Source organism: Agrobacterium leguminum (genome assembly GCF_005144435.2).
Lineage (GTDB): Bacteria > Pseudomonadota > Alphaproteobacteria > Rhizobiales > Rhizobiaceae > Agrobacterium > Agrobacterium leguminum.
The window spans coordinates 2,002,569-2,025,418 of the sequence record NZ_CP120212.1 but is presented as its reverse complement, the minus strand read 5'-3'; the positions used below and the strand labels follow the sequence as shown (position 1 = coordinate 2,025,418).

Genomic DNA, 22,850 nt, shown 5'->3' with positions numbered 1-22,850 from the left:
CTTCAATCAATTCGCTTCATCACACTATCATATTGCGATAATCTGGCGCCCCAGTTCGCGGAGACAGCATGGCCAAGGAAATTGAACGGAAGTTTCTTGTTGCAGGCGGTGAATGGCGCAATGAGGTCACGCATAGCATGGCTTTCCGGCAGGCATATGTCGCCTCGATGGAAAATCGCTCGGTCCGGGTCAGGATCGTCGACCGGCGCGATGCGACCTTGACCATCAAGATCGGCGCAAGCGCGCTTGTTCGCGACGAATATGAATATTCCATACCCCTCAAGGACGCCGAAGAGCTGATGGCGAGCGCGCCGGGCGTGGTGATCGAAAAAACCCGCCACACCGTCGATCATGGCGGTTTCACCTGGGAAGTGGATGTTTTCGAAGGGAAATATCACGGTCTGGTGGTGGCGGAAGTGGAAATGAACGACGAGAATGCCGATCCCGATCTGCCGTCCTGGCTGGGCAGGGAAGTCACCGGAGACAAGCGCTTCTCCAACCAGTCGCTCGCCATGGACTGCCGGAATATGGACTGTCCGAACGGAGACCTGCCGGATGCCCTTCAGAATTGATCCGAAAAAGCCCTTCGACAATGAAATCCGTCGGGCCGGGCTGGAGCTGATCGACGATACGGTCACGATCCTTCGCGACCAGCCGTCCGGATCGCACGAGGCCGTGCATGACGCCCGCAAGCGGTTCAAGCGGCTGCGCGCCCTCTATCGCCTCATCCGCAAGGCGGCGCCGGATTTCGGCCGTGAGGAAAACGCCCGTATTCGCGATATCGCCCGCTCCCTCGCCTTTGCGCGGGACGCGACGGCGCTGGTGGAGACGGCGGAATATCTCGAGGCCTTCGCGCGCTCAGACGCGCAGGGCGAAGCGCTGCGGTCGATCACCGCGATGCTGCGCGCACGCCGCGACGACGCCATAGAACATGAGGCCGGTCTCGACGAGGCCATTGCCGCCGCCATCGCCGGCTGCGGGGAAGCGCGCAGGAAGCTCGAGGATCTGTCGCTGCCGGATGAGTTGAAAGACACCGCCCGGCTGCTCAGAAGCGCCTGGGCGAAACAGAGGAAAACGGCGCGCAAGGCGCTCACCGATTGTCACGAGCAGGCCGACGTCGAGCATTTCCATGAATTGCGCAAGTCCGGGCAGGCCTATTGGATGCATCTTGGCCTGATGCGCCGGCTCTGGCCTTCCGCCATGCGCGCCAAGCGGGCCGATACCAAGCGGCTGGTGGATATTCTCGGCCACGAGCACGATCTCTCGGTTCTCACCGCCGTCGCCGACCGCGAGCCGGAGCGTTTCGGTAATGGCGAGCGGCTGGCCCTGCTGCTCGACGCGATCATCGAGAGGCAGCAGGCGCTGCGCACGGAAGGCCTTGCGCTGGCAAACGAGGTGTTTTCCGAATCCGCCCGCACCGAAAGCCGCATCGTCGGCCTGTTGTGGCGGCAGGCGGCGAAATAGGCTGGAGACGGCGTGAAACGTCCCGCCGGGCTCGGCGTCATCCTCGGGCCTGTCCCGAGGATCTACAACGTTTCGATTTTGCGCGACGTGATTAGATCCTTGGGACAGGCCCAAGGATGACGGAAGACAGGTCTTGCGCTTTCGCCAATGTCGGATTTGAGGCACGAAGCGCCTCCCATTTGCCCCACTCCGGCAGATATTTGACGATTTTCAAAATACCCGGAACCGCTGATAAATATTGCTTTGCGGCCGCCGTCGCTGTATTTCAGCGCCCATGACCGACACGACCATTCTCCCCCGCCCGGAAGTCTCTGGTGATTTCCTTGTGGCCGCGCTTTATCATTTCGCCCGCCTGCCGCGGTTCGAGAGCCTGCGCGAGCCGTTGTTTGCGCTCTGCCAGGAAAACGGCGTCAAGGGCACGCTGCTGCTTGCCGCCGAAGGTATCAACGGCACCATTGCCGGGCCGGATGCGGGCATCCATGCCGTGCTCTCCTTCCTGCGCGCCCAGCCGGAATTCGCCGCGCTGGAGCACAAGGAAAGCCGCGCCTCGCACATGCCTTTCGTGCGACTGAAGGTGAAGCTCAAGAAAGAGATCGTCACCATGGGCGTGCCGGATATCGATCCGAACCGCATCGTCGGCACCTATGTCGACCCGCGCGACTGGAACGAGCTGATCTCCGATCCGGATACGATCGTCATCGACACCCGCAACGATTACGAGACCGCCATCGGCGTCTTCAAGGGCGCGGTCGATCCGCAGACGAAAACCTTCCGCGAATTTCCCGACTGGGTGAAGAACAATCCCGGTCTGCACAACAAGCCGAAGATCGCCATGTATTGCACCGGCGGCATTCGCTGCGAAAAGGCCACCGCCTTCATGAAGGAACAGGGTTTCGACGAGGTCTATCACCTCAAGGGCGGCATCCTGAAATATCTGGAAGAAGTGCCGGAAGAAGAAAGCCTGTGGGAAGGCGCCTGCTTCGTGTTCGACGAGCGCGTCTCGGTGGTGCACGGCCTTGCCGAAGGCGACCACCAGCTCTGCCACGCCTGCCGCAACCCGATTACGCCGGAAGTGCGCCTATCCCCCAAATTCGAGGAAGGCGTGTCCTGCCCGAGCTGCTACGATGACCGCAGCGAAGAGGATCGCCAGCGTTTCCGCGACCGGCAGCAGCAGATCGAACTGGCAAAGAAGCGCGGCGAGCGGCATCTGGGGCGGTAATCCCCGTCGGCTATCGGACTGCATAACGGTTGGGGTTTGTTTGAGCGGGCGCCGCGTGTTTCTTCTCCCCGTCGGGGAGAAGAAATGGGCCGCACCTTCAGGTGATCAAGAATGGGTGGAAGCAATCAGCCTCACGCCCCTGCCCGCAACGCAAAGAGCGGTGCGTCCTGCCCGTCCAGCATGGCGGTGATCTCTTCCGCCGCAACCGGTTTCGAGAACAGGTAACCCTGCAACTCATCGCAGCCGCACAGATGCAGGATGGCCGCCTGCTCTTCCGTTTCCACGCCTTCGGCCGTCACCGGAATATCGAGCGACTTTGCCAGCGCCACGGTGGCCTGCAGCATTTCCAGCGACCGGCCGCCCTTGTCGAGCGCCATGATCAGCGAACGGTCGATCTTCATGCGGTCGAAACCGAAGCGGCGCAGATAACCGACGCTGGCGAAGCCGGCGCCGAAATCGTCGAGCGCTATATGCAGGCCAAGCTGCTTCAGCTTGTCGATGGCCGCACTCGCCCGTTCCGGATGCTGGATGAAATAACCTTCCGTCATTTCCAGCCGCAGCCTTTCGGGCGGCGTCTGCGTCGCATCGAGAATATCGGCCACGTGGCCGGAGAAGGCCGGATTGCGGAACTGCACGGGAGAGATATTCACCGAGAGCTTAATGGACGGCCATTGCTGCGCCGTCTCGCAGGCCTTGTGCAGGACGAGAAGGCCGAGCCGGTCGATAAGGCCGCTGGTTTCGGCAGCGGCGATGAAGATATCCGGCGGCACGAAGCCATATCCCGGCCGCTGCCAGCGGGCCAGCGCCTCCACGCCGGTAATACAACGCGTGGCGGCGCTGACGACCGGCTGATAGACCACCTGTATCTCGTCGTTCAGAATGGCGGAGCGAAGATCGGCTTCGAGCTGCAGCTTTTCCTCGCGCAGCGCATCCATCTTCAGCTCATAGGAAACGTAACGCCCGCGTCCGTTCTCCTTGGCCTGATACATGGCCATATCGGCACGCCGCAGCAACTCCTCGCCATTGATATCGCCAGCGCGGGAAACCGAGGTGCCTATGCTGCAGCCGATGCTCGCCACCCTTTCACCGATGCTGAAAGGCTCGGTAAAGAGTTCCAGAAGCGCCAGACACAGTTTGCGGCCTTCGGCCCAGACGTCGTTGCCCTGAATGGCGATGGCGAATTCGTCGCCGCCGAGCCGCGCCAGCACCGCGCCTTCCGGCACCAGCACTCTCAGCGCCGCCGCCACGCCCTTGATCAGCCGGTCGCCGGCGGCATGGCCGTAGGAATCGTTGATTTCCTTGAAACCGTCGAGATCGAGATAGAGCAGCTTGATATCCGTCTTGTCATGGCGACCCCTGTCGACCATGCGGTTCAGCCTGGCGAAGAGCCCGGCGCGGTTGCTGAGCCCGCTCAGCCGGTCACGCAGCGCCTCCTCCCGCGCCGCCGCCTCATCCGCCTTCAGGCGGTCGAGCGTGGCCGAACCGATGATGAGCAGCACCAGAAAAAACGTGCCGGCAATGCCAAGCGCGGTAAAGACGACCGGACGCGCCTCATGAAAGCTGACGTCTCCCGGCAGGTGCGAGCGCCAGACGAGCCGGGCCAGCACCTCCCCCAGCGGATTGACGATATCCACATGGTTGGCGGCAGGCCCGTCGCCATATTGCAGTTCCAGACCGTCGATGACGTAATTGCGGGCAAGCTTGTCCACCGTCGCCTGCTTGAGATGACGGGCGAAAACCAGGTAACGCCGCTCCGCACCGACCGGCGGCAGCGCCCCGGACTTCAGCCGCACGAGCGCGACGCCCGCGGCGGCGATACCATCTCGGGTCTTGACGAAACCGGTCACCTGCGAGGTGATGCCCGGACGCATGGAACGCACGCGCTCGATCATTTCCCGGAGGCCGCCGGCAAAATAGGCGTCCGGCTTCCATGCCACCGGCTTGCCGTCCTGATAGGCCATGCGGACCTTGCCGTCCTCATCGATGACCACGGCAGTATCGAAGAGATCGTTATTGACCGTCATCTCGCCATAATTGCTTGCCACCCAGTCGAAACGATCAGGGGCATAGACATATTCGGCGGCGTCGTCCCAGGCGGCGTAGTCGTTCAGCGTCGCGCCGAGCTGTTCGCGAAAAGTGACGAGGGCGCCCGCCGTCGTCTCACGCGAACGGGCATTATCGAGCAGGTTGGCCTTTTCCCGGACCTGGCTCAAAGCGGATAAAACCAGCGCGGTGACGATGATAAGCACCAGCGCGAAGGTGGACAATACGACGCCCACGGCGGTTCTGCGCCCGACCGGCAAATAGTCCCCAATGTTGCGCGGCGCAATCCGCATAAAATCCCCTTCGAAAGCATCATCTTCCGAAGGAAACATTCAAAAGCGGTTAAGCCGCATTGTGGCCCCGCCCCAAAAAACTACGGGTATAAAACGACAGTCTGGCAGAGGCGCTGAAAAATCCTTCCCTGAAATGCCCCGGGTTTTTCATGGAAGGCGGATTTGCGTCCGTCAGGAAAAGAAAAAACCTCCCCCGCGAACGGGAGAGGTCGTGATTTTTTTAGACCGGGATGGCGAAAAATGTAAGCGGTTTTCGCCATCCCGGTCTGATCTAGTGCTGGAGCGGCTTACCAGGACGGGATGACCGTGCCGTTGTACTTTTCCAGAATGAAGGCCTTCACTTCCGGGCTCTGGTAGGATTCAACCAGCGTCTTCACCCACGGCTTGTCCTTGTCCTGCGCACGAACGGCGATGACGTTCGCGTAAGGGGACTTTTCGCTTTCGATGGCGATGGCGTCCTTCTTCGGGTTCAGGCCGGCAGCCGTCGCATAGTTGGTGTTGATGACCGAAGCGTCGGTATCTTCAAGCGAGCGCGGCAGCTGGGCGGCGTCGAGTTCGACGATCTGGATGTTCTTCGGGTTTTCGGTGATGTCGGCAGGCGTTACCTTGAGGCCGGCTTCTTCCTTGACCTTGAGCACGCCCTTGGAAGCGAGAACCAGCAGCGCGCGGCCGCCATTGGTCGGGTCGTTCGGAATGCCGACGGTTGCGCCGTCCTTCAGCTCGTCGAGGTTCTTCACCTTCTTCGAATAAACGCCCATCGGGGTGGTGATGGTGGTGCCGACGCTGACGAGATCGAACTTGCGGTCAGCGATCTGGTTGTCGAGGTAAGGCTGGTGCTGGAAGGAGTTGGCCTGCAGCTCGCCATCGGCCAGCGCCTGGTTCGGCACGACATAGTCGGAGAATTCGACGATATCGATATCGAGACCCTTGGCGGCCGCGATCTTCTTCACCTGCTCCATGATCTGCGCGTGCTCGGCGGGGGTTACGCCGATCTTGATGGTCTCGGCCAGCGCCTGACCGGCGGTGAAGAGAGCGGCGAGCGAGGCCGCGAGAATGAGTTTCTTCATGGGTGTCTCCTTGGGTTGTTATTATAAACGCAGTTAATTCTTCCGGGTCCGCTTGTCGAAGCTGCGAGCCAGCCTGTCGCCGGCGCTCTGCACCAGCTGCACCAGCACGATGAGCACCAGAACCACGACCAGCATCACATCCGGCATGAAGCGTTGGTACCCGTAGCGGATGCCGAGATCGCCCAGCCCGCCGCCGCCGACCGCGCCGACCATGGCCGAATAACCGATGAGGCTGACCAGCGTGAGCGTCAGCGCCAGCGTGATGCCGGGCTTGGCTTCGGCGAGCAGAACCTTGGTCACGATCTGCAGCGGCGTGGCGCCCATGGCGCGGGCGGCCTCGATCAGGCCCTTGTCCACCTCGCGGATCGCCGCTTCCACCAGCCTTGCGATGAAGGGCACGGTCGCGACCGTCAGCGGCACGATGGCCGCGCTGGTGCCGATGGAAGTGCCGGCGACGAGGCGGGTGAAAGGAATGATCGCCACCACCAGAATGATGAAGGGCGTGGAGCGCGCGGCGTTCACGACGAGGCCGAGGATCCGGTTGGTCATCGGCGCCGGAAACAGCTCGCCCTTGCCGCTGGTGGCAAGGAAAACGCCCATGGGCACGCCGATCAGCGAGCCGACGATGCCAGCAACGGCGACCATGTGCAGCGTTTGCAACAGGCCCTTGGAGAGAAGGCTGAACAGCATATCAGGCGACATAACCGAGCACCTCCGTGTGAAGACCGGTCTCAGCATAAAAGCGATTGGCGCGGGCGGTGACATCCGCCGAGGCCGGATAGGAGACGACCAGCGAGCCGAAGGGCTGGCCGGAAATTTCCTCGATGGTGCCGGCAAGGATGTTCACGTCCGGGCCGATTTCGGCAACGAGGCGCGCCGTCAGCGGCTGGAAGGCCGTCTCGCCGAAGAACACGAGGCGCACCAGAACGCGGTCGCCTTCCGCCGCCTGCGGTTTCAGGCCCGAAGTGACCCAGTGCGGCAGCTTCACGCCGACCGAGGACGACAGCAGGCTGCGGGTGGTCTCATGTTTCGGTGCGGTGAAGATATCGAAGGTCGTGCCTTGCTCGACGATCAGGCCCCTGTCGATGACCGCCACCTGCGAGGCGATGGTCTTCACCACCTCCATCTCGTGGGTGATGAGCAGCACGGTAAGCCCCAGCTCGGCATTGATGCGCTTCAGCAGTTCGAGAATGGACTGCGTCGTTTCCGGATCGAGCGCCGATGTCGCCTCGTCAGAAAGGAGCAGCTTCGGCTGGGTGGCGAGCGCACGGGCAATGCCGACACGCTGCTTCTGGCCGCCGGAGAGTTCCGCCGGATAACGATTGGCCTTGTCGGAAAGGCCGACGAGATCGAGCAGCGGCGCAACGCGGGTTTCGATCTCCTTCTTGCCCATGCCGGCGATTTCGAGCGGCAGGGCCACATTGTCGAAAGCGGTGCGCGAGGACAAAAGGTTGAAGTGCTGGAAGATCATGCCGACGGAACGGCGCAGCGTGCGCAGGCTCTTTTCATCGAGCGCCGCGACATCGACGCCATCGACGACCACGCGGCCGGTCGAGGGCTTTTCAAGGCCGTTGGCGAGGCGGATGAGCGTGGATTTGCCGGCACCGGAGCGGCCGATGATGCCGGTGATGGAGCCTTTCGGCACGACGTAGTCGATACCGGCAAGGGCTGCGAAACCGGGCTTGCCGCCGGCGCCGCCAAAGGTCTTGGTCACGCCTTCAAACGTGACCATAGGCTCCTTTGCCGACCCTTCAGGGACCGCCTGTTCTTGGCGCGCGGGGGATGCCGCGCTGGATGGAAAACTCATTGTAAACTCTGGGAATGCGTGACGGATCGGGTCTCAAAAAATCCTGTTGCGGTGCTGAACCGCTCTCTTCATGCAGCCTTCGGGCACATTCGATGACAGCTGATTTTCCGGGTCATTTCGTCAGGCTTTCACTCAGAAATGCCGGGGATCGGCAATTCGATGGCGCATACTTGCCCGCACACGCCACCTTTTAACAGGGATGTTTTTTCAATTATCTGAAAAGAGAGGAAAAATCTACCGCAAAGCCGCGTAGGCGGCCCTGCGGCAGTCAAGCTTTCGCGATTGGGAGAAATCAGACGCGGCTGACGAATTCATCGGCCGGCCGGCGCACCTTCTTCAGGTTCACCAGCCAGTCGCCTTCCGGCTGGCGATAACCGAGCGGCAGGATGGTGACGGAGCGCAGGCCCTTCTCGCGCAGGCCGAGGATTTCATCGAGCTTTGCCGGGTCGAAGCCTTCCATCGGGGTGGAATCCACGCCCTCGAAAGCGGCCTGCGCCACGGCCATGCCGAAGCCGATATAGGCCTGACGGGCGGCATGTTCGAAATTCACCTGCTGCTCGCGCTGCGGATAGGTGGAAAGCAGCATCTGGCGATAGGCTTCCCAGCCTTCATTTTTGATGCCACGTTCTTCGTTGACCAGATCGAACATGCGGTTGATCCGCTCTTCGGTGTAATTGTCCCATGCCGCAAAGACCAGCAGATGCGAACCGTCGGTGACCTGCGCCTGGTTCCAGGCGATCTCGCGGATCTTGGCGCGCACTTCGGGATCGGTGACGACGATCACCTCGAAGGGCTGAAGGCCGCTGGAGGTGGGGGCAAGCCGCGCCGCCTCGACAATGCGCTCGACCTTGTCTTCCGACACGGCCTTGGAAGGATCCATTTTCTTGGTGGCGTAACGCCAGTTGAGTTTTTCGATAAGCATGTTCGTTTTCCCTGGGAGGACCAACCCGCCCTGCCCCTTGGACGCCAGAACGGGTGCTACGCCTTCGTAGCCCGTCTGACATAGGGGGCAGGACGGCGCGCGCAAGCAGGCACCGCGGGGTAACCGATAAAAAAGTTTGGAAAACTGATAATAAGGGGGGAGAACTTTATTGCGGCGGGCGCTGACACGTCGCCTGCTACCGGATGCGGCGCGTAAAGTTCATGCACGGCCGTCCGCCAACCCTCATTCCTGTGCTCGTCACAGGAATCCAGCCGACACGCGTCTGCGTGGCGGAAAGACTCTTTTCAGCCCAAGGACTTGGGCTGGCTGGATCCCTGTGACAAGCACAGGGATGAGGGAGGTGACCGTTACGGCTTCACCAAACCGTGATTGCCCTTCGGAAAGCCCGAAGCCAGCGCGCTGTACCATTTGCCGCTGTTCTTCAGCGTCCGCACCTGCGTGTCGTAATCCACATGCACGAGACCGAAGCGCATGCGATAGCCCTCAGCCCATTCGAAATTATCCATCAGGCTCCAGGCGAAATAACCGCGCATCGGATAACCCTCGCGGATGAGATCGGCGACGATGCCGAGATGTTCGGCGTAATAGTCGAGACGCGGCTGGTCATCCACCTCGCCGTTTTCGACGCCCATATTATAGCAGGCGCCGTTTTCGGTGATGTAGCAATCCGGCAGGTCGTAACGTTTATAGAGCGTTTCCACCAGCGACTGGAGCGCCGGGGCATAGACCTCCCAGCCGATATCGGTCTTCACATCGCTGACTGCCGGGGCCGGTGTCGTGGCGGGGAATTCCGCGCCCGGTGTCGCATCGTCGGCAACGCGCATCGGCGTGTAATAATTCAGGCCCCACCAGTCGAGTTTCTGGCTAATGATGGAAAGGTCTTCCGCCTCCACCACCGGCATGCGGCTTCCCAGCGCCTCCATCATCTCGGCCGGATATTCACCCTTGAAGACCGGATCGAAAAACGCGCCGTTGTGGAACTGGAAGGCCCGTTCGGCGGCCTTGAGATCGGCCTCGCTATCGGAAGCCGGGATGACGGAATGGGCGTTCAGCACCAGCCCCACCGGCACTTTCGGCGCGACATGGCGGGAGGCTTCCACGCCGAAACCATGGGCGAGATTGATGTGATGCATGGCGGCAAGGGCTGCCTCCATGTTGCGCTCGCCCGGCGCATGAATGCCATAGAGATGGCTGAGCCACACCGCGCACCAGGGCTCGTTGAAGGTCGCCACCGCATCCAGCCGGTCACCCAGGCGGGCCATCACGGTCTTGGCGTATCGCTGGAAGGCGTGCGCAGTGGAGCGCGAGGCCCAGCCGCCATCGCCCATCAGCGTCAGCGGCAGGTCCCAATGGTAAAGCGTCGCATAGGTCTTGATGCCGCGCGCCTTGCAGCCATCGACGAGGCGGTCGTAGAAATCCAGCCCCTTCTCGTTGATCGGCCCGAAACCATCCGGAATGATGCGCGGCCAGGCGATAGAGAAACGATAGGCCTCGACACCCATGTCCTTGATGAGATCGAGATCCTGCTCCCAGCGATTATAATGATCGCAGGCAATATCGCCATTGTGACGCTCGAAGACATGGCCCGGCATATTGCAGAAGGCGTCCCAGATGGAGGGCTTGCGGCCATCCGCCTTCGTGGAGCCTTCGATCTGGAAAGAGGCGGTCGCGACGCCGAACAGGAAATCGCCGGGGAAACGGGCGGCTAGCGTTTTGGGATCGGTCATCTACGAGGCCCTTCTCTGTCCATCGAGCGTGAAAAGATCAGCAGCGGTTTAGACCATGTCGGCCGGCAGGTACAGTCGCATCGGCAGGAATCTACAACGTTTCAGGATGCGCAGTTAACAAGTCCAAAGCGCTTTGCATGGGGATTGCCGCCGCAGCGGTTTGCCGGCGGCGCGAGGCATCGACCCGGCGAATGCGGGTGGAAGATGGGAGGTGGTGGAAGTCGTTGCATTCACCGGGCCGCATCATCAGGGCCGCCACGGCAGGCCATCGGTCACAGCCTTTTCACGGCACCTATCGGATCGGTCCTTCCCGCCTCTGGCCCGGCGGAATGCCTTTCCGAAACACGGTCTGCCAGAACCATGCTTGTCGATGCCGGCCTCCATTTCGCGAAAGGCGCCACGCGTATCGCCCTTCCGTTCCGGTTGCGGGAGGAATGATGCGGCCAAATGGGCTGATGGGGATGGAAGGGGAAATGTTTCGGGATAAGTGGCTGTAAGGAAAAGAAGGACGGAGAAAAATTGTCCGCGCTTTATTGAGGAGGAGAGCAGGCCCCCTCATCCGGCCCTTCGGGCCACCTTCTCCCCGGCGGGGAGAAGAAATGTGCGGCTCCCGCGCCATTTCGGGCAAGAAGTACCCCGCTTGTTCTTCTCCCCGCCGGGGAGAAGTGCCGGAGCGAAGCGAGGCGATGAGGGGGCGACGCTCCCGTTGCCCCTTATTGCCCGCATCAAACGTAACGATTGACCACGTTTTCGAGATATTCCTGACGGCCGGACTTCGGCTCGGGATTGATATCCTCGCGCTCTACCAGGGCGGCGATCTCTTCCAGCTTCAACTCGCCGCGCAGCATCTTCTGGGCTTCAGCCGAATCCCACCCGGCGTAACGCTCCGCAAGCGGCTTCGACAGCGCGCCGTCCTCGATCATCTTCGCCGCCGCCTTCAGGCCGCGGGCGCAGCAATCCATGCCGCCGATATGGCCGATCAGCAGGTCCTGCGGATCGAGCGACTGGCGGCGCAGCTTGGAATCGAAGTTGGTGCCGCCGTTCTTGAAACCGCCGCCGGCCAGAACATGGTAATAAGCGAGCGCCATTTCCGGCACGTTGTTGGGGAACTGGTCGGTATCCCAGCCGGACTGGTAATCGTTGCGGTTCATGTCGATGGAGCCGAAAATGCCGAAGGCATTGGCCATGGCCAGTTCATGCTCGAAGGAGTGGCCGGCGAGAATGGCATGGCCCTGCTCGATATTGACCTTCACTTCCTTTTCCAGACCGTTCTTCTGCAGGAAGGCGTAAACGGTGGCGACGTCGTAGTCATACTGGTGCTTGGTCGGCTCCTGCGGCTTCGGCTCGATCAGGATCGTGCCTTCGAAGCCGATCTTGTATTTATATTCCACCACCAGATTGAGGAAGCGGCCGAGCTGGTCGAGTTCACGCGACAGATCGGTGTTGAGCAGGGTCTCGTAACCTTCGCGGCCGCCCCACAGAACATAGTTCGCGCCGCCGAGTTTCTTGGTGGCGTCCATGCAGGTCTTCACGGTCGCGGCGGAGAAAGCGAAAACATCCGGGTCCGGATTGGTGGCAGCACCCGACATGAAGCGGCGGTTGGAGAAGAGGTTCGCCGTGCCCCAAAGGAGCTTCACACCGGTATCGGCCTGTTTTTGGGCAAAATAATCAACGATCTCGTTGAGGTTCTTGGTATTCTCCGCGAAGTTCCGGCCTTCCGGGCGCACATCGGCGTCGTGGAAGCAGTAGAACGGCGAACCGAGCAGCGAGAAGAATTCGAAAGCCACATCCGCCTTCAGTTTCGCCGCCTGCATTGTATCTTCGAACCATGGGCGCAGGAAAGTCTGGCCGCCGAAGGGGTCGCCGCCCGGCCAGGTGAAGGTGTGCCAATAGGCCACCGCGAAGCGCAGGTGATCTTCCATGCGCTTGCCGGCGACGATTTCGTCGGGGTTGTAATGACGGAAGGCCAGCGGGTTGGTGCTGTCGGGGCCTTCATATTTGATCTTGGCAATATCGCCGAAAAAACCTGTGCTCATGGTGATCCTCCTTGGTGGGTTTAGATGAAATGCCGGAGGGTGTGGCTACCCCCCTCTGTCCTGCCGGACATCTCCCCCACAAGGGGGGAGATCAGATGCCGTACTCGCTCGTTCCATGGGCGAGGTGTCCGCCGCTTGTCGATCTCCCCCCTTGTGGGGGAGATGTCCGGCAGGACAGAGGGGGGTAGCCACACCCTCAACACCTCAATGCGAAAGCGCCCGAATAGCCGGATAAAGCGCATGATAGCGCCGGTAAGCCTCCTCATAGGCACCGGCCAGCGCCGCCACCGGCTCGATGGTCCGCGCCGTTTCCGGCTGCGAGCAGACCGCCACCGGATCGGCGCCGGTCGCGGCAATGAGGCCGAGGCGGGCCGCGCCGAAGGCGGCGCCGAAATCGCCCTCGGCCGGAATATCGACGGGCACACCGAGCGAGGTGGCGATGGAGGCCAGCCAATAGGCCGAGCGCGAACCGCCGCCGATGGCGGTGACGCGGGAGATGGACGTGCCGGCCGACTTCAGCGCTTCGAGATTGTCACGGATGGCGAAAGTCACGCCTTCCAGCACCGCCTGGGTCAGCGCCTTGCGGTCGCTTTCATGCGAAAGGCCGATGAAGGAGCCGCGAATGGCGGCGTCGTTGTGCGGTGTGCGCTCGCCGGAGAGATAGGGCGCGAAGGTGACACCGGTTGGTGCAAGCAGCGTCTCGCCCAGCTCGCCGGTCAGATCGGCGGCGGATTGGCCGGTGAGGCGCGAATACCAGTTCAGCGCATCGGTGGCGGAAAGGATGACGCCCATCTGGTGCCAGGTATTGGGCAGCGCATGGCAGAAGGCGTGCACGGCGCTTTCCGGCTTCGGCAGGTAAGATGCATTGGCGGCGAAAAGCACGCCGGATGTGCCGAGCGAGACGAAGGCATGGCCTTCCTTCACCGTGCCCATGCCGCAGGCGGAAGCGGCATTGTCGCCCGCGCCGCCGGCAACGACGGTGCGGCCGGAAATGCCCCATTCGGAGCCAAGTTCGGCGCGCAGCACGCCCGCCTCATCCGTGCCTTCCACCAGCGACGGCATGTGTTTTGCATCCAGCCCGGTGGCGGCAAGAAGCTCGGAAGACCATTTGCGTGCGCCGGTATCGAGCCAGGAGGTGCCGGCGGAATCCGACATTTCGGAGATATAGTCGCCCGTCAGCCACAGACGCAGATAATCCTTCGGCAGCAACACCTTGGCCACTTTCGCGAAGATTTCAGGTTCGTTCTTCTCCACCCAGGCAAGTTTCGGCGCGGTGAAGCCGGGGAAGACGATGTTGCCGGTGATCTTGCGGAAGCATGGATCGGCATCCAGCGCGGCGGCCTCGGCATAAGAGCGCGTGTCGTTCCACAGGATGCAGGGACGCAGCACCTTGCCGGCCGCATCGATCAGCGTTGCGCCATGCATCTGGCCGGAAAGGCCGATGCCCTTGACGGCGGCAAGCTCCTTCGGAAACTTCTGCTTCAGGCCGGCAACGGCGGTTTTCGTGGCGGCAATCCAGTCGGCCGGATCCTGTTCCGACCAGCCGTGATGCGGGCGCGAAACGTCCAGCGAGCCGTTGGCCGAGCCGATGATTTTCTGATCGCCGTCCATCAGCAGGGCTTTGACGCCGGATGTGCCAAGATCGAGACCGAGATACATGTATTTCTCCATTCCGGCGCGCCATGCGCCGCTTTCAGCGTTTTTTAAAAGTCACCGCATTCCGGACGGGAAACCGGCGGCCACTTTTCCTGGAAATGCTCTCATCAGGGCAGATTGTCCCTGAGGAATATGTCGATACGGATACGTTCCTGCGCGGCGATGACGGGCAGACCGTCGGCCCGCGCCTTCAACACGCGGATGGCGCTGCGCACCTCGTGGCCGGCATCCTGGTTGAGCACGGCGTCCAGCAGCCCTTCCCGCAGCGCATTGGCGGTGTTTTCCGTCAGCTCATGGGCGATGACCGAAAGCGCTCTTTCGCCCTCTGCCGCGCCAAGCGCCCGGATGAGGCCGCGATTGCCCGCGCCGAGGCTGTAGATGCCGGAGAGCGCGGCATTGCCGAGCGCCTTGCGCACCAGCGTCTCGACGGTCAGCGGATCGTCCCTGCCCTCCAGCACCGGCAGCAGCCGCAATTGCGGAAATTCGGTCTCGATGACGGCGCGAAATCCTTCCAGACGTTCGCGATGGTCGCGCACCAGCATGGAGCCGGCGACAACCGCGACATCGCCGCCACGCCCGGAGAGAAAACGTCCCATCAGGCTCGCCGCCGTGCGCCCGGCCGCGACGTTGTCCACGCCGGCATAATGATCCCGCCGCGAACCGGAAAGATCGGACACCAGCGTCACCGTGGCGATGCCGTCTTCGGCCAGCCGGTCGGCGGCTTCCGCCACATCTTCGGAATCGGTGGCGACGAAGGCGACGCCCGAGGGCTTTTCCCGCCGCGCGACTTCCAGAGCCTCCGTCAGCGCTGTGGCATTGAACGGCGGCACCTCGATGACGCGGATCGCCGTGCGCTCCAGATGCGCCCGTGCCGCTGCGGCCCGCACTTCGGCGCGCAATGTTGCCATGAAGGAATTGTCATTGCCCGGCAGGATGAAGACCAGCGAATAATTGCGGCCCTTGGCCAGATTGGCGGCCGCGATATCGCGCACGTAACCAAGCTCGGCAATGGCCGCCTCCACCCGTGCCCGCGTTGCCGCATGCACGCCGGGGCGCATGTTCAGCACCCGGTCGATGGTGGCGAGACTGACGCCCGCCCGCTCGGCGATATCGTGAACTGTCGGCTTCATGGCTCCTCCCTTCCCTTGCATATCCAGCTTTGCGGTCGAGGTAAACTGAAAAATGATGTACGTACCTCATATTTCAAGAAAAGGCGGTGTCGGGTTGGCGGCTCTTCGCGAAACGGTGCCGCGCGTTTCTTCTCCCCGAGGGGGAGAAGGTGGCCCGAAGGGTCGGATGAGGGGGCAAGCTCCCCGAATATCTCTACCCTTGCCCCCTCATCCCGCTGCCGCGGACTTCTCCCCGGCGGGGAGAAGAAATATGCCGCCCTCGCTCGCTCCATATTCAAAACAAAAAAGGGGCCGTCATTTCCGACGGCCCCAGCTCTGCGGTGGATGGGAGGGGATTCTTGTTAGTGCGCCGCGTCTGGCGGCGGCGCTGCCTTGGGTTTCTGGATCAGCACGGTCATGAAGATCAGGCTCGAGAACAACAGCGTCAGCGCGAAGAACACATCCGCGAAGGCCAATATCCATGCCTGCTGCGAGACCATGCCGACCAGTTTCTTGACGGCGACGGAGGCGCCGTCCAGCCCGTAGGAATCGTAGTTGGCGCCGACACTGTTCAGCCATTCCAGCGCCTGCGGATTGGAATAGCTCACATGTTCGGCCAGCCGCACATAATGGTCGTCCGTGCGCTGCGACAGCATGGTGTTGATGATGGCAAGACCGACCGCGCCGCCGAGGTTACGGGTAAGGTTGAACAGGCCGGACGCATTGCGGATGCGGGCCGGCGGCAGGGTGCCGAGCGCGATGTTGTTGATCGGCACCATGCACATCATCAGGCCGAAACCGCGCAGGATCTGCGGGATCAGCAGCTCGTAGAAATCCCAGTCGGTCGTCACATGCGTCATGATCCACGTGCCGCAGCCGAAGCTGATGAAGCCGATGGCCATCATCGCCCGCGGATCGAGCTTGGTGGAGACCTTGCCGGCAATCGGCGCGGTGAAGAACATGGCAAGACCGGAGACGAACATGGTCTCGCCGATCATCAGCGCATCGTAACCGCGCACCCGGCCGAGATAGAGCGGGTAAAGATAGGTCAGCCCGTAAAGCCCGATGCCCATGACGAAGGAAAACAGCGAGCCGATGGAGAAGTTGCGGTCGGCGAAGGCGCGGATATCGACGACAGGGAATTCCACCTTGAAGGCGCGCCAGAAGAACACGACCGCGCCGATGACCATGGCGACCGTTCCCATGACGATATGCTCGTCGTTGAACCAGTCCTTGTTGTTGCCCTCTTCCAGCACATATTCCAGCGAGCCGAGGAAGACGGCCATGGAGATCAGCCCCCACCAGTCGAACTTCTTCCAGAGCGACTTTTCCGGCTTGTCGAAATCGATCAGGCTCCAGGTGAGGATGGTGACGATGATGCCGGGGATGATGTTGACGAGGAACAGCCAGTGCCAGGAAAAGGCATTGGAGAGATAACCGCCGACCGTCGGGCCGATGGTGGGCGCAAGCGTGGCGACGAGACCGATGATCGGTGACACGACCGAACGCTTCGAGGGCGGGAAGATCGTGAAGGCGGCGGCGAAGACGGAGGGGATCATGCCGCCGCCGATAAAGCCCTGGATCGCGCGGTAGACGATCATCTGGTCGATATTTGTGGCTGTGGCGCAGAGCGCGCTCGATATGGTGAAGCCGGCCGCGCAGGTGGCGAAGAGCACGCGCGTGGAGAGAATGCGCGCCAGCGTGCCCGACAGCGGGATCATGATGACTTCGGCGATCAGATAGGAGGTCTGCACCCAGGCGATCTCATCGGAACCCGCGCCGAGACCCGCCTGGATTTCCGCCAGCGAGGCGGAGACAATCTGAATGTCGAGGATGGACATGAACATGCCGAAGACCATCGCGAAGAAGGCGATGAGCCTGCGCCTGTCCATCGGGGGATCGGCGGGGATGGACGCCCCGCCCGTACCGACAACCGTAGCCGCCATGATCTTGACCTCAACGGCGCATCAGCGATGCGCCTTACTTGGCTTCCGGGTTAACTTGCGCCGTTTTCGTGGTTTCCGGCGCCGTGCGGGTATCGACGTCGACAACGACGCTGAGGCCGGCGCGCAGATTGTGCTTTGCAAGGTCTTCCTTGGAGAAGACGATGCGCACCGGCACGCGCTGGATGACCTTGGTGAAGTTGCCGGTCGCATTTTCTGGCGGCAGCATGGAGAAGACCGAGCCCGAGCCGGGCGAAATCGACTGCACCGTGCCCTCGATCGTCGCATCGTCAAAGGCGTCGACATGCACGCGCACCTTCGAACCGGGCACGACGCGGGCAAGCTGCGTTTCCTTGAAATTGGCGTCGATATAAAGCTCGTTCATCGGCACCAGCGAAGCCAGACGCTTGCCGACCGAAACCAGATCGCCGTTCTGAACCGCCAGATTGCCGATGACGCCGTCATAGGGCGCCTTCAGAACCGTGAAGGAAAGATCGCGGGCGGCCTTGTCGCGGGAAAGCTGCAGCGAACGGATCGTGCTTTCGGCTTCCTCGCGCTGGGCGCGCAGGAGTTCCACATTGGCCTTGGCCGAGGAGATGGCGGCATCGCCGGCCACGACATTCGCCTTGGCCTGATCGAGCGCGACCTGCGCATTGTCGGAAGCGGCAACCGTGCCGACATCCTTCGCCTGCAGTTCGCTGGCGCGCTTCTGGGTGATTTCGGCACCGCGAAGGGCGGCATCCAGCGCACCCTTCTGGGCGACGGCCTGTTCCAGCGAAGCTTCGCCGCCGACGATCTGCGCATCGATGCGCTTCAGCGACAGTTCTTCGGTGCGGATCTGGGCTTCGGCCTGATCGAGCGCGATGCGATAATCGCCGTCGTCCAGCGTCACCAGCGGATCGCCCGCCTTGACTTCCTGGTTCTCGACCACGTTCACCTTGGCGACATATCCCGAAACCTTCGGTGCGATGACGGCGATATCGCCTTCTATATAGGCGTCGTCCGTCGACACCATGAAGCGGCCGTCAACCCACCAGTTGTAACCGTACCAGCCGGCGCCGGCGAGAAGGGCAACGGCGATGACCGGCAGAAGCTTGGAACGCTTCTTCTGCTTCGGCGCAGCAATGGTCTGGGGCTGCTGCTGCGGCGCGGCCTCGGCCGGCTTTGCCGGAGAGGTCTCGGCCTTGGCGGAAATATCCGCCTCTTCCGCATCGTTGACGGCGCGAACCGCGCTATTCTTCTGGGCCGACATGGGAGCTTACCGTGATAAATTGAAGAAAGTTTTTCGAACTGAACCGTTCGGTTCGATTGACATAATCTCTTTCCTGACACATATCAAGTGTTATCGAACCGATTGGTTCGACGTTCGGTTAATTTTTTTTACGCCATTGCGATGCTAAGAGACGGTAGCGATGGCAGGTGAAGACAGGGATATGGAGACGGAAACGGAAACGGGCTGTCCGGGCAATGCCGCCGGGCGTTTTGCGGCGGGTGAAGACCCGGCCAAACGCGAGCAGATTCTGGCGGGCGCCTGGCGTGTGTTCAAGCGCAAGGGTTTCGATGCGGCCAGCATGAACGACATCACGCGCGAGGCGGGCGTTTCTAAGGGCACGATCTATGTCTATTTCTCCAACAAGGAGGATCTGTTCGCGGCGCTGGTCGATCACCACCGGCAGGAATTCGCCACCTCGATGCGCAATATTCTGGCCGGCACCGAAGAGGTGCGCGACGGGCTGAGACAGTTCGGCAAGGCCTTCGCCAACAAGATGATCTGTTCGGAGATGATCCCGGCCATGCGCTCGGTCATCGGCGTCATCGACCGCATGCCGAAGCTGGCGCAGCGCTTCTTCATCGCCGCACCCAACAATGTCCGCACCGTGCTTCAGGATTTTATCGAGCACCACGTCGCGCTCGGCCATCTGAAGGTCGATGACGTGGAGCTGGCCGCCCGGCAATATATCGAGCTTTCCACCGGCACCTTCTTCAAGCTGCGCCTGTTCGGAGAGATCGAAGGCCCGGTTCCGGAAGAAGAACTGGACCGGGTGATCGCCAGCGCCATCAAGGTATTCATGGCCGCCTACGGAACCGACAAGGCCTGAAATCATTCAGCAACGGCGTGAACGCCAATACGCGGTCTGCGCGAAATTTCGATGAAATCTTGCGCCCCGGAGCCATCAACTCCTTGTTTCTCGCGTATTGCGCTATAAATTCCACCCACCGAATGTTTCGGCTGGCTTTGTTGCTGAAAGGAAAACCTACCTGATGGAGTCCATTCTCCCTCTTCTATCTGACCCCGCCGCCTGGGTGGCGCTCGTCACGCTGATCGTCATGGAGGTCGTGCTCGGCATCGACAACCTGATCTTCATCTCCATCCTCACCAACAAGCTGCCGCCCGAACAGCGCGAAAAAGCCCGCAAGATCGGTATAGGCCTTGCGCTCGTCATGCGTCTCGGCCTGCTCGGCACCGTCGCATGGATCGTGCAGCTCACCACGCCGGTCTTCGAACTCTTCGGCCACGCCTTCTCCTGGAAGGACATGATCCTGATCGCCGGCGGTCTTTTCCTGATGTGGAAGGCCACCAAGGAAATCCACCACAATGTCGACCCGGAAGACCACAAGGAAGACATGGTGGGCGGCCCCGTGGGCATGAATTTCGGCGCCGCCATCGGCCAGATCCTGCTGCTCGACCTCGTCTTCTCGGTGGACAGCATCATCACCGCCGTCGGTATGACGCCGCATCTGCCGATCATGATCGTCGCGGTCATCGTGGCCGTCACCGTCATGCTGCTGGCCGCAACGCCGCTCGCCAACTTCATCGAGCGCAACCCCACCATCGTCATGCTGGCGCTCGCCTTCCTGATGATGATCGGCACGACGCTGATCGCCGAAGGCATGGGCTTCCATGTTCCGAAGGGCTACGTCTATGCCGCCATGGCGTTCTCGGCGCTGGTGGAACTGCTCAACATGCTGGCCCGCAATGCGAGGCGAAAGAAAAAACAGCCGCAGTGACGGCTGCGACGACTTGCAGGGCCCGCCACATGCGGGCCTTGCGCTACCAAAACCGGACAAAGCGGTGTCGACATCCCGCACCGCCCGGAGGGGAAGAGAACATGGCTTTCGTCATCAAAGCGGAAATCTCGAATCCCGACGCGGAAACCTTCGCATTCGCCGCGCAAAAAACCATGTATGGCGGCAAGACCATAACGGAAGGCGACACCGTTTTTCTGTTTGCCAGTGAAAATGAGGGCGGGCATGGCCTCATCGCGCGCGGCACGGTGAAAAGCGCCCAAGCAGTTGCCCGCAAACCCGGCATCGCGCGACAGACACCCCGGGTCGATCTCACCATAAAACGAACCGCAACTGCTCTGCGTCCGCTGGGTCGTGCGGAACTTCGCGACTTCCGTGACTGGGACGACGGGCAGCCCGGAACCGAGCTCAATTTCAAGCTTTACCGCCAGGCGACAGACAAGATCGTCGGCATCTCTGACCGGGCAGCGGGTTATATCGACAGTTTTTTCATGCAATGAAACGATATGCGCCTGCGGGAGGAACTCCCGTTGCGCACTTGCGTTGATGGATACGTTCCTTACAAAAAAGCAGATACGATTCCATCTCCCCGCATGCGAAAGTAACCCGCCCAGATGACGACAGACCAGATCCTCGCCTTCACCGTCATCGCCGGAATGATGGTCGCGTTCATCTGGGACAGGCTGCGTTACGATGTCGTCGCCTGCAGTGCGCTGCTCGTGGCGGTGGCGCTCGGCGTCGTGCCTTTCGAAAAAGCTTTTTCCGGCTTTTCCGACGATATCGTCATCATCGTCGGCAGCGCGCTGGTGGTCAGCTCGGCGGTGGCGCGGTCGGGCATCGTCGATATGACGATCAAGAAATATTTCCCCGAAATGCACTCCAAGAGCCTGCAGCTCGCCTTCCTGATGATCGTCGTCGCCGTCATGTCGGCCTTCATCAAGAATATCGGCGCGCTCGCCATCATGATGCCGGTCGCCTTCCAGTTCGCCCGCAAATCCGGTAGCCCGGTCTCCTATTATCTGATGCCCATGGCCTTCGCCGCCCTGCTGGGCGGGTTGATGACGCAGATCGGCACCTCGCCCAACATCGTTGTCTCGCGGCTGCGCGAGGAGATGACCGGGCAGAGTTTTTCGATGTTCGACTTCACCCCCGTCGGCGCGGGGCTGACCGTCATCGGCATCGTCTTCCTGACCTTCGGTTACCGGCTGCTGCCGGTGCGCAACCGCCAGCAGGCATCGGTGGAGGATATTCTCGACCAGTCCGCCTATACGGCGGAAGCCACCCTGCCCGCCGACAGCACCCATGCGGAGAAGCCCCTGCGCGAATTGCTGAAACAGGCCGACGGCGATGTGATCGCCAGCACCATCCTGCGCGGACCGCGACGCATCTCCCCCTTCCCCGACGTGACGCTGAAGGCGGGCGACACGATTCTTCTCGAAGGCAGCCCGGAGGGGTTGGACCGCATTGTCTCGCAGGCGAAGCTGCTGCTTTCCGGCAAGCCGCTGACGGAGAACGGCCAGAAAACCGCCGATCTCATCTCCATGGAAGCGGTCATCAGCAATGAATCGGTGCTGAGCGGCATTTCCGCGCGTGAGCTTTCGCTCTCCTATACGCGCGGCGTCAATCTGATCGCCGTCAGCCGGCGGGGCCAGCGCGTCAGCCAGCGGCTCTCCGAGCTGACATTGCAGGCGGGCGACGTCATTCTTCTGCAGGGCAGCCGCAAGAACCTGCCGCAGGTGCTGCAGGAATTTTCGCTCTTGCCGCTGGCGCAGCGGGAAATCCTGCTGGGCGTGCAGCGCCGCGCGCTTCTGCCCGTCATCGTGCTCGCCGCCGCCATGATCGCCGCCGGCAGCGGGCTGGTGCCGGTCTCCGTCGCCTTTTTTGCCGCCGCCTTCATGATGATCGTCGTCGGCGCGATACCGCTCACCGAGGTCTATAAATCCATCGACGGGCCTATCCTCGTCATGCTCGCCGCCCTCATTCCCGTCAGCGACTCGCTCCGCACCAGCGGAGCCAGCGAACTGATCGCCGCCTGGCTTGGCCACGCCGCGCAGGGATTGCCGCCCTTTGCGGCGCTCGGCATGATCCTGCTCACCGCCATGGCGGTAACGCCCTTTCTTAACAATGCCGCCACCGTGCTGGTCATGGCCCCCATCGCCGCCGGTTTCGCCACCACGCTCGGTTTCCGGCCGGAGGCCTTCCTGATGGCGGTGGCGATCGGCGCGGGCTGCGATTTCCTCACCCCCATCGGCCACCAGTGCAATACGCTGGTCATGGGCCCCGGCGGTTATCGCTTCAGCGACTATCCGCGCCTTGGCCTGCCGCTGTCGATCATGATCGTCATCGCCAGCATTCCCATGCTGCTTTATGTCTGGCCAGTGAGCTAGGACTCGCAGCTGGGACGCTGAACCAGCGCGGGCTTCGTATTTCCTTGACGCCTGCGGCAGAATATGGCCTAAGCCGAAGCCGAACGGGAATGTGCAAAAGGCGCTTTCATTGCGTCTTCCAACATGATT

At 61.6% G+C, this 22,850-nt stretch carries 18 protein-coding genes; 7 read left to right on the top strand and 11 right to left on the bottom strand.

Annotation, left to right across the window (positions count from 1 at the left end; genetic code table 11):
• Positions 1 to 68 precede the first annotated feature (68 nt).
• The 3 genes from CFBP4996_RS23800 to trhO all read left to right on the top strand — a co-directional run bounded on the left by CFBP4996_RS23800 (position 69) and on the right by trhO (position 2,683).
• A complete protein-coding gene (locus tag CFBP4996_RS23800; RefSeq protein ID WP_080853565.1) occupies positions 69 to 572 on the top strand; it encodes a CYTH domain-containing protein in 504 nt (167 codons plus the stop codon).
• Positions 556 to 1,464 (top strand): CHAD domain-containing protein, encoded by a 909-nt coding sequence (locus tag CFBP4996_RS23795; protein WP_080853566.1) that lies wholly within the window; start codon positions 556 to 558, stop codon positions 1,462 to 1,464. Before CFBP4996_RS23800 ends, CFBP4996_RS23795 begins: the two co-directional genes overlap by 17 nt.
• A 274-nt stretch (positions 1,465 to 1,738) precedes the next feature.
• Positions 1,739 to 2,683, top strand: a complete 945-nt coding sequence (gene trhO, locus CFBP4996_RS23790; protein WP_080853567.1) for an oxygen-dependent tRNA uridine(34) hydroxylase TrhO — start codon at positions 1,739 to 1,741, stop codon at positions 2,681 to 2,683.
• A gap of 131 nt (positions 2,684 to 2,814) precedes the next feature.
• Here the strand turns inward: trhO and CFBP4996_RS23785 are convergent, their stop codons facing one another.
• From CFBP4996_RS23785 to CFBP4996_RS23735, 11 genes are all read right to left on the bottom strand, one after another.
• Positions 2,815 to 5,058 carry a putative bifunctional diguanylate cyclase/phosphodiesterase gene (locus CFBP4996_RS23785; protein ID WP_020812150.1) on the bottom strand — a complete coding sequence of 748 codons (2,244 nt, stop codon included), beginning with the start codon at positions 5,056 to 5,058 and terminating at the stop codon, positions 2,815 to 2,817.
• A gap of 248 nt (positions 5,059 to 5,306) precedes the next feature.
• The gene (locus CFBP4996_RS23780; protein WP_080853568.1) at positions 5,307 to 6,086 is read right to left on the bottom strand and encodes a MetQ/NlpA family ABC transporter substrate-binding protein; all 780 of its coding nucleotides are present in this window, start codon (positions 6,084 to 6,086) and stop codon (positions 5,307 to 5,309) included.
• A 33-nt stretch (positions 6,087 to 6,119) separates the two neighbouring features.
• On the bottom strand, positions 6,120 to 6,788 hold the full coding sequence (locus CFBP4996_RS23775; protein ID WP_004433403.1) for a methionine ABC transporter permease: 669 nt from the start codon (positions 6,786 to 6,788) through the stop codon (positions 6,120 to 6,122).
• On the bottom strand, positions 6,778 to 7,818 hold the full coding sequence (locus tag CFBP4996_RS23770; RefSeq protein ID WP_004433400.1) for a methionine ABC transporter ATP-binding protein: 1,041 nt from the start codon (positions 7,816 to 7,818) through the stop codon (positions 6,778 to 6,780). Before CFBP4996_RS23770 ends, CFBP4996_RS23775 begins: the two co-directional genes overlap by 11 nt.
• A 367-nt stretch (positions 7,819 to 8,185) precedes the next feature.
• The gene (locus CFBP4996_RS23765; protein WP_080853569.1) at positions 8,186 to 8,815 is read right to left on the bottom strand and encodes an NAD(P)H-dependent oxidoreductase; all 630 of its coding nucleotides are present in this window, start codon (positions 8,813 to 8,815) and stop codon (positions 8,186 to 8,188) included.
• A gap of 368 nt (positions 8,816 to 9,183) precedes the next feature.
• Complete coding sequence (locus CFBP4996_RS23760; RefSeq protein WP_080853570.1) at positions 9,184 to 10,563, bottom strand: GH1 family beta-glucosidase; 1,380 nt, start codon at positions 10,561 to 10,563, stop codon at positions 9,184 to 9,186.
• Positions 10,564 to 11,288: 725 nt separating this feature from the next.
• Positions 11,289 to 12,599, bottom strand: coding sequence for a xylose isomerase (xylA, locus tag CFBP4996_RS23755; RefSeq protein ID WP_080853571.1), 1,311 nt, complete (start codon positions 12,597 to 12,599; stop codon positions 11,289 to 11,291).
• 204 nt (positions 12,600 to 12,803) lie between these two features.
• On the bottom strand, positions 12,804 to 14,258 hold the full coding sequence (gene xylB, locus CFBP4996_RS23750) for a xylulokinase (RefSeq protein ID WP_080853572.1): 1,455 nt from the start codon (positions 14,256 to 14,258) through the stop codon (positions 12,804 to 12,806).
• A 104-nt stretch (positions 14,259 to 14,362) separates the two neighbouring features.
• Positions 14,363 to 15,385: a LacI family DNA-binding transcriptional regulator gene (locus tag CFBP4996_RS23745; protein ID WP_020812145.1), complete on the bottom strand. Its 1,023-nt coding sequence runs from the start codon at positions 15,383 to 15,385 to the stop codon at positions 14,363 to 14,365.
• Positions 15,386 to 15,726: 341 nt separating this feature from the next.
• The gene (locus CFBP4996_RS23740; RefSeq protein WP_003520997.1) at positions 15,727 to 17,310 is read right to left on the bottom strand and encodes a DHA2 family efflux MFS transporter permease subunit; all 1,584 of its coding nucleotides are present in this window, start codon (positions 17,308 to 17,310) and stop codon (positions 15,727 to 15,729) included.
• Between the two features lie 34 nt (positions 17,311 to 17,344).
• Positions 17,345 to 18,559, bottom strand: coding sequence for an HlyD family secretion protein (locus CFBP4996_RS23735; RefSeq protein ID WP_080853573.1), 1,215 nt, complete (start codon positions 18,557 to 18,559; stop codon positions 17,345 to 17,347).
• 160 nt (positions 18,560 to 18,719) lie between these two features.
• Between CFBP4996_RS23735 and CFBP4996_RS23730 the strand changes: the two genes are divergently transcribed.
• From CFBP4996_RS23730 to CFBP4996_RS23715, 4 genes are all read left to right on the top strand, one after another.
• On the top strand, positions 18,720 to 19,406 hold the full coding sequence (locus CFBP4996_RS23730) for a TetR/AcrR family transcriptional regulator (RefSeq protein ID WP_059758536.1): 687 nt from the start codon (positions 18,720 to 18,722) through the stop codon (positions 19,404 to 19,406).
• A 163-nt stretch (positions 19,407 to 19,569) separates the two neighbouring features.
• On the top strand, positions 19,570 to 20,316 hold the full coding sequence (locus CFBP4996_RS23725; RefSeq protein WP_080853574.1) for a TerC family protein: 747 nt from the start codon (positions 19,570 to 19,572) through the stop codon (positions 20,314 to 20,316).
• Positions 20,317 to 20,345: 29 nt separating this feature from the next.
• Positions 20,346 to 20,834: a hypothetical protein gene (locus CFBP4996_RS23720; protein WP_233283609.1), complete on the top strand. Its 489-nt coding sequence runs from the start codon at positions 20,346 to 20,348 to the stop codon at positions 20,832 to 20,834.
• 114 nt (positions 20,835 to 20,948) lie between these two features.
• Positions 20,949 to 22,721 carry an SLC13 family permease gene (locus CFBP4996_RS23715; RefSeq protein ID WP_080853576.1) on the top strand — a complete coding sequence of 591 codons (1,773 nt, stop codon included), beginning with the start codon at positions 20,949 to 20,951 and terminating at the stop codon, positions 22,719 to 22,721.
• Positions 22,722 to 22,850: the final 129 nt, after the last annotated feature.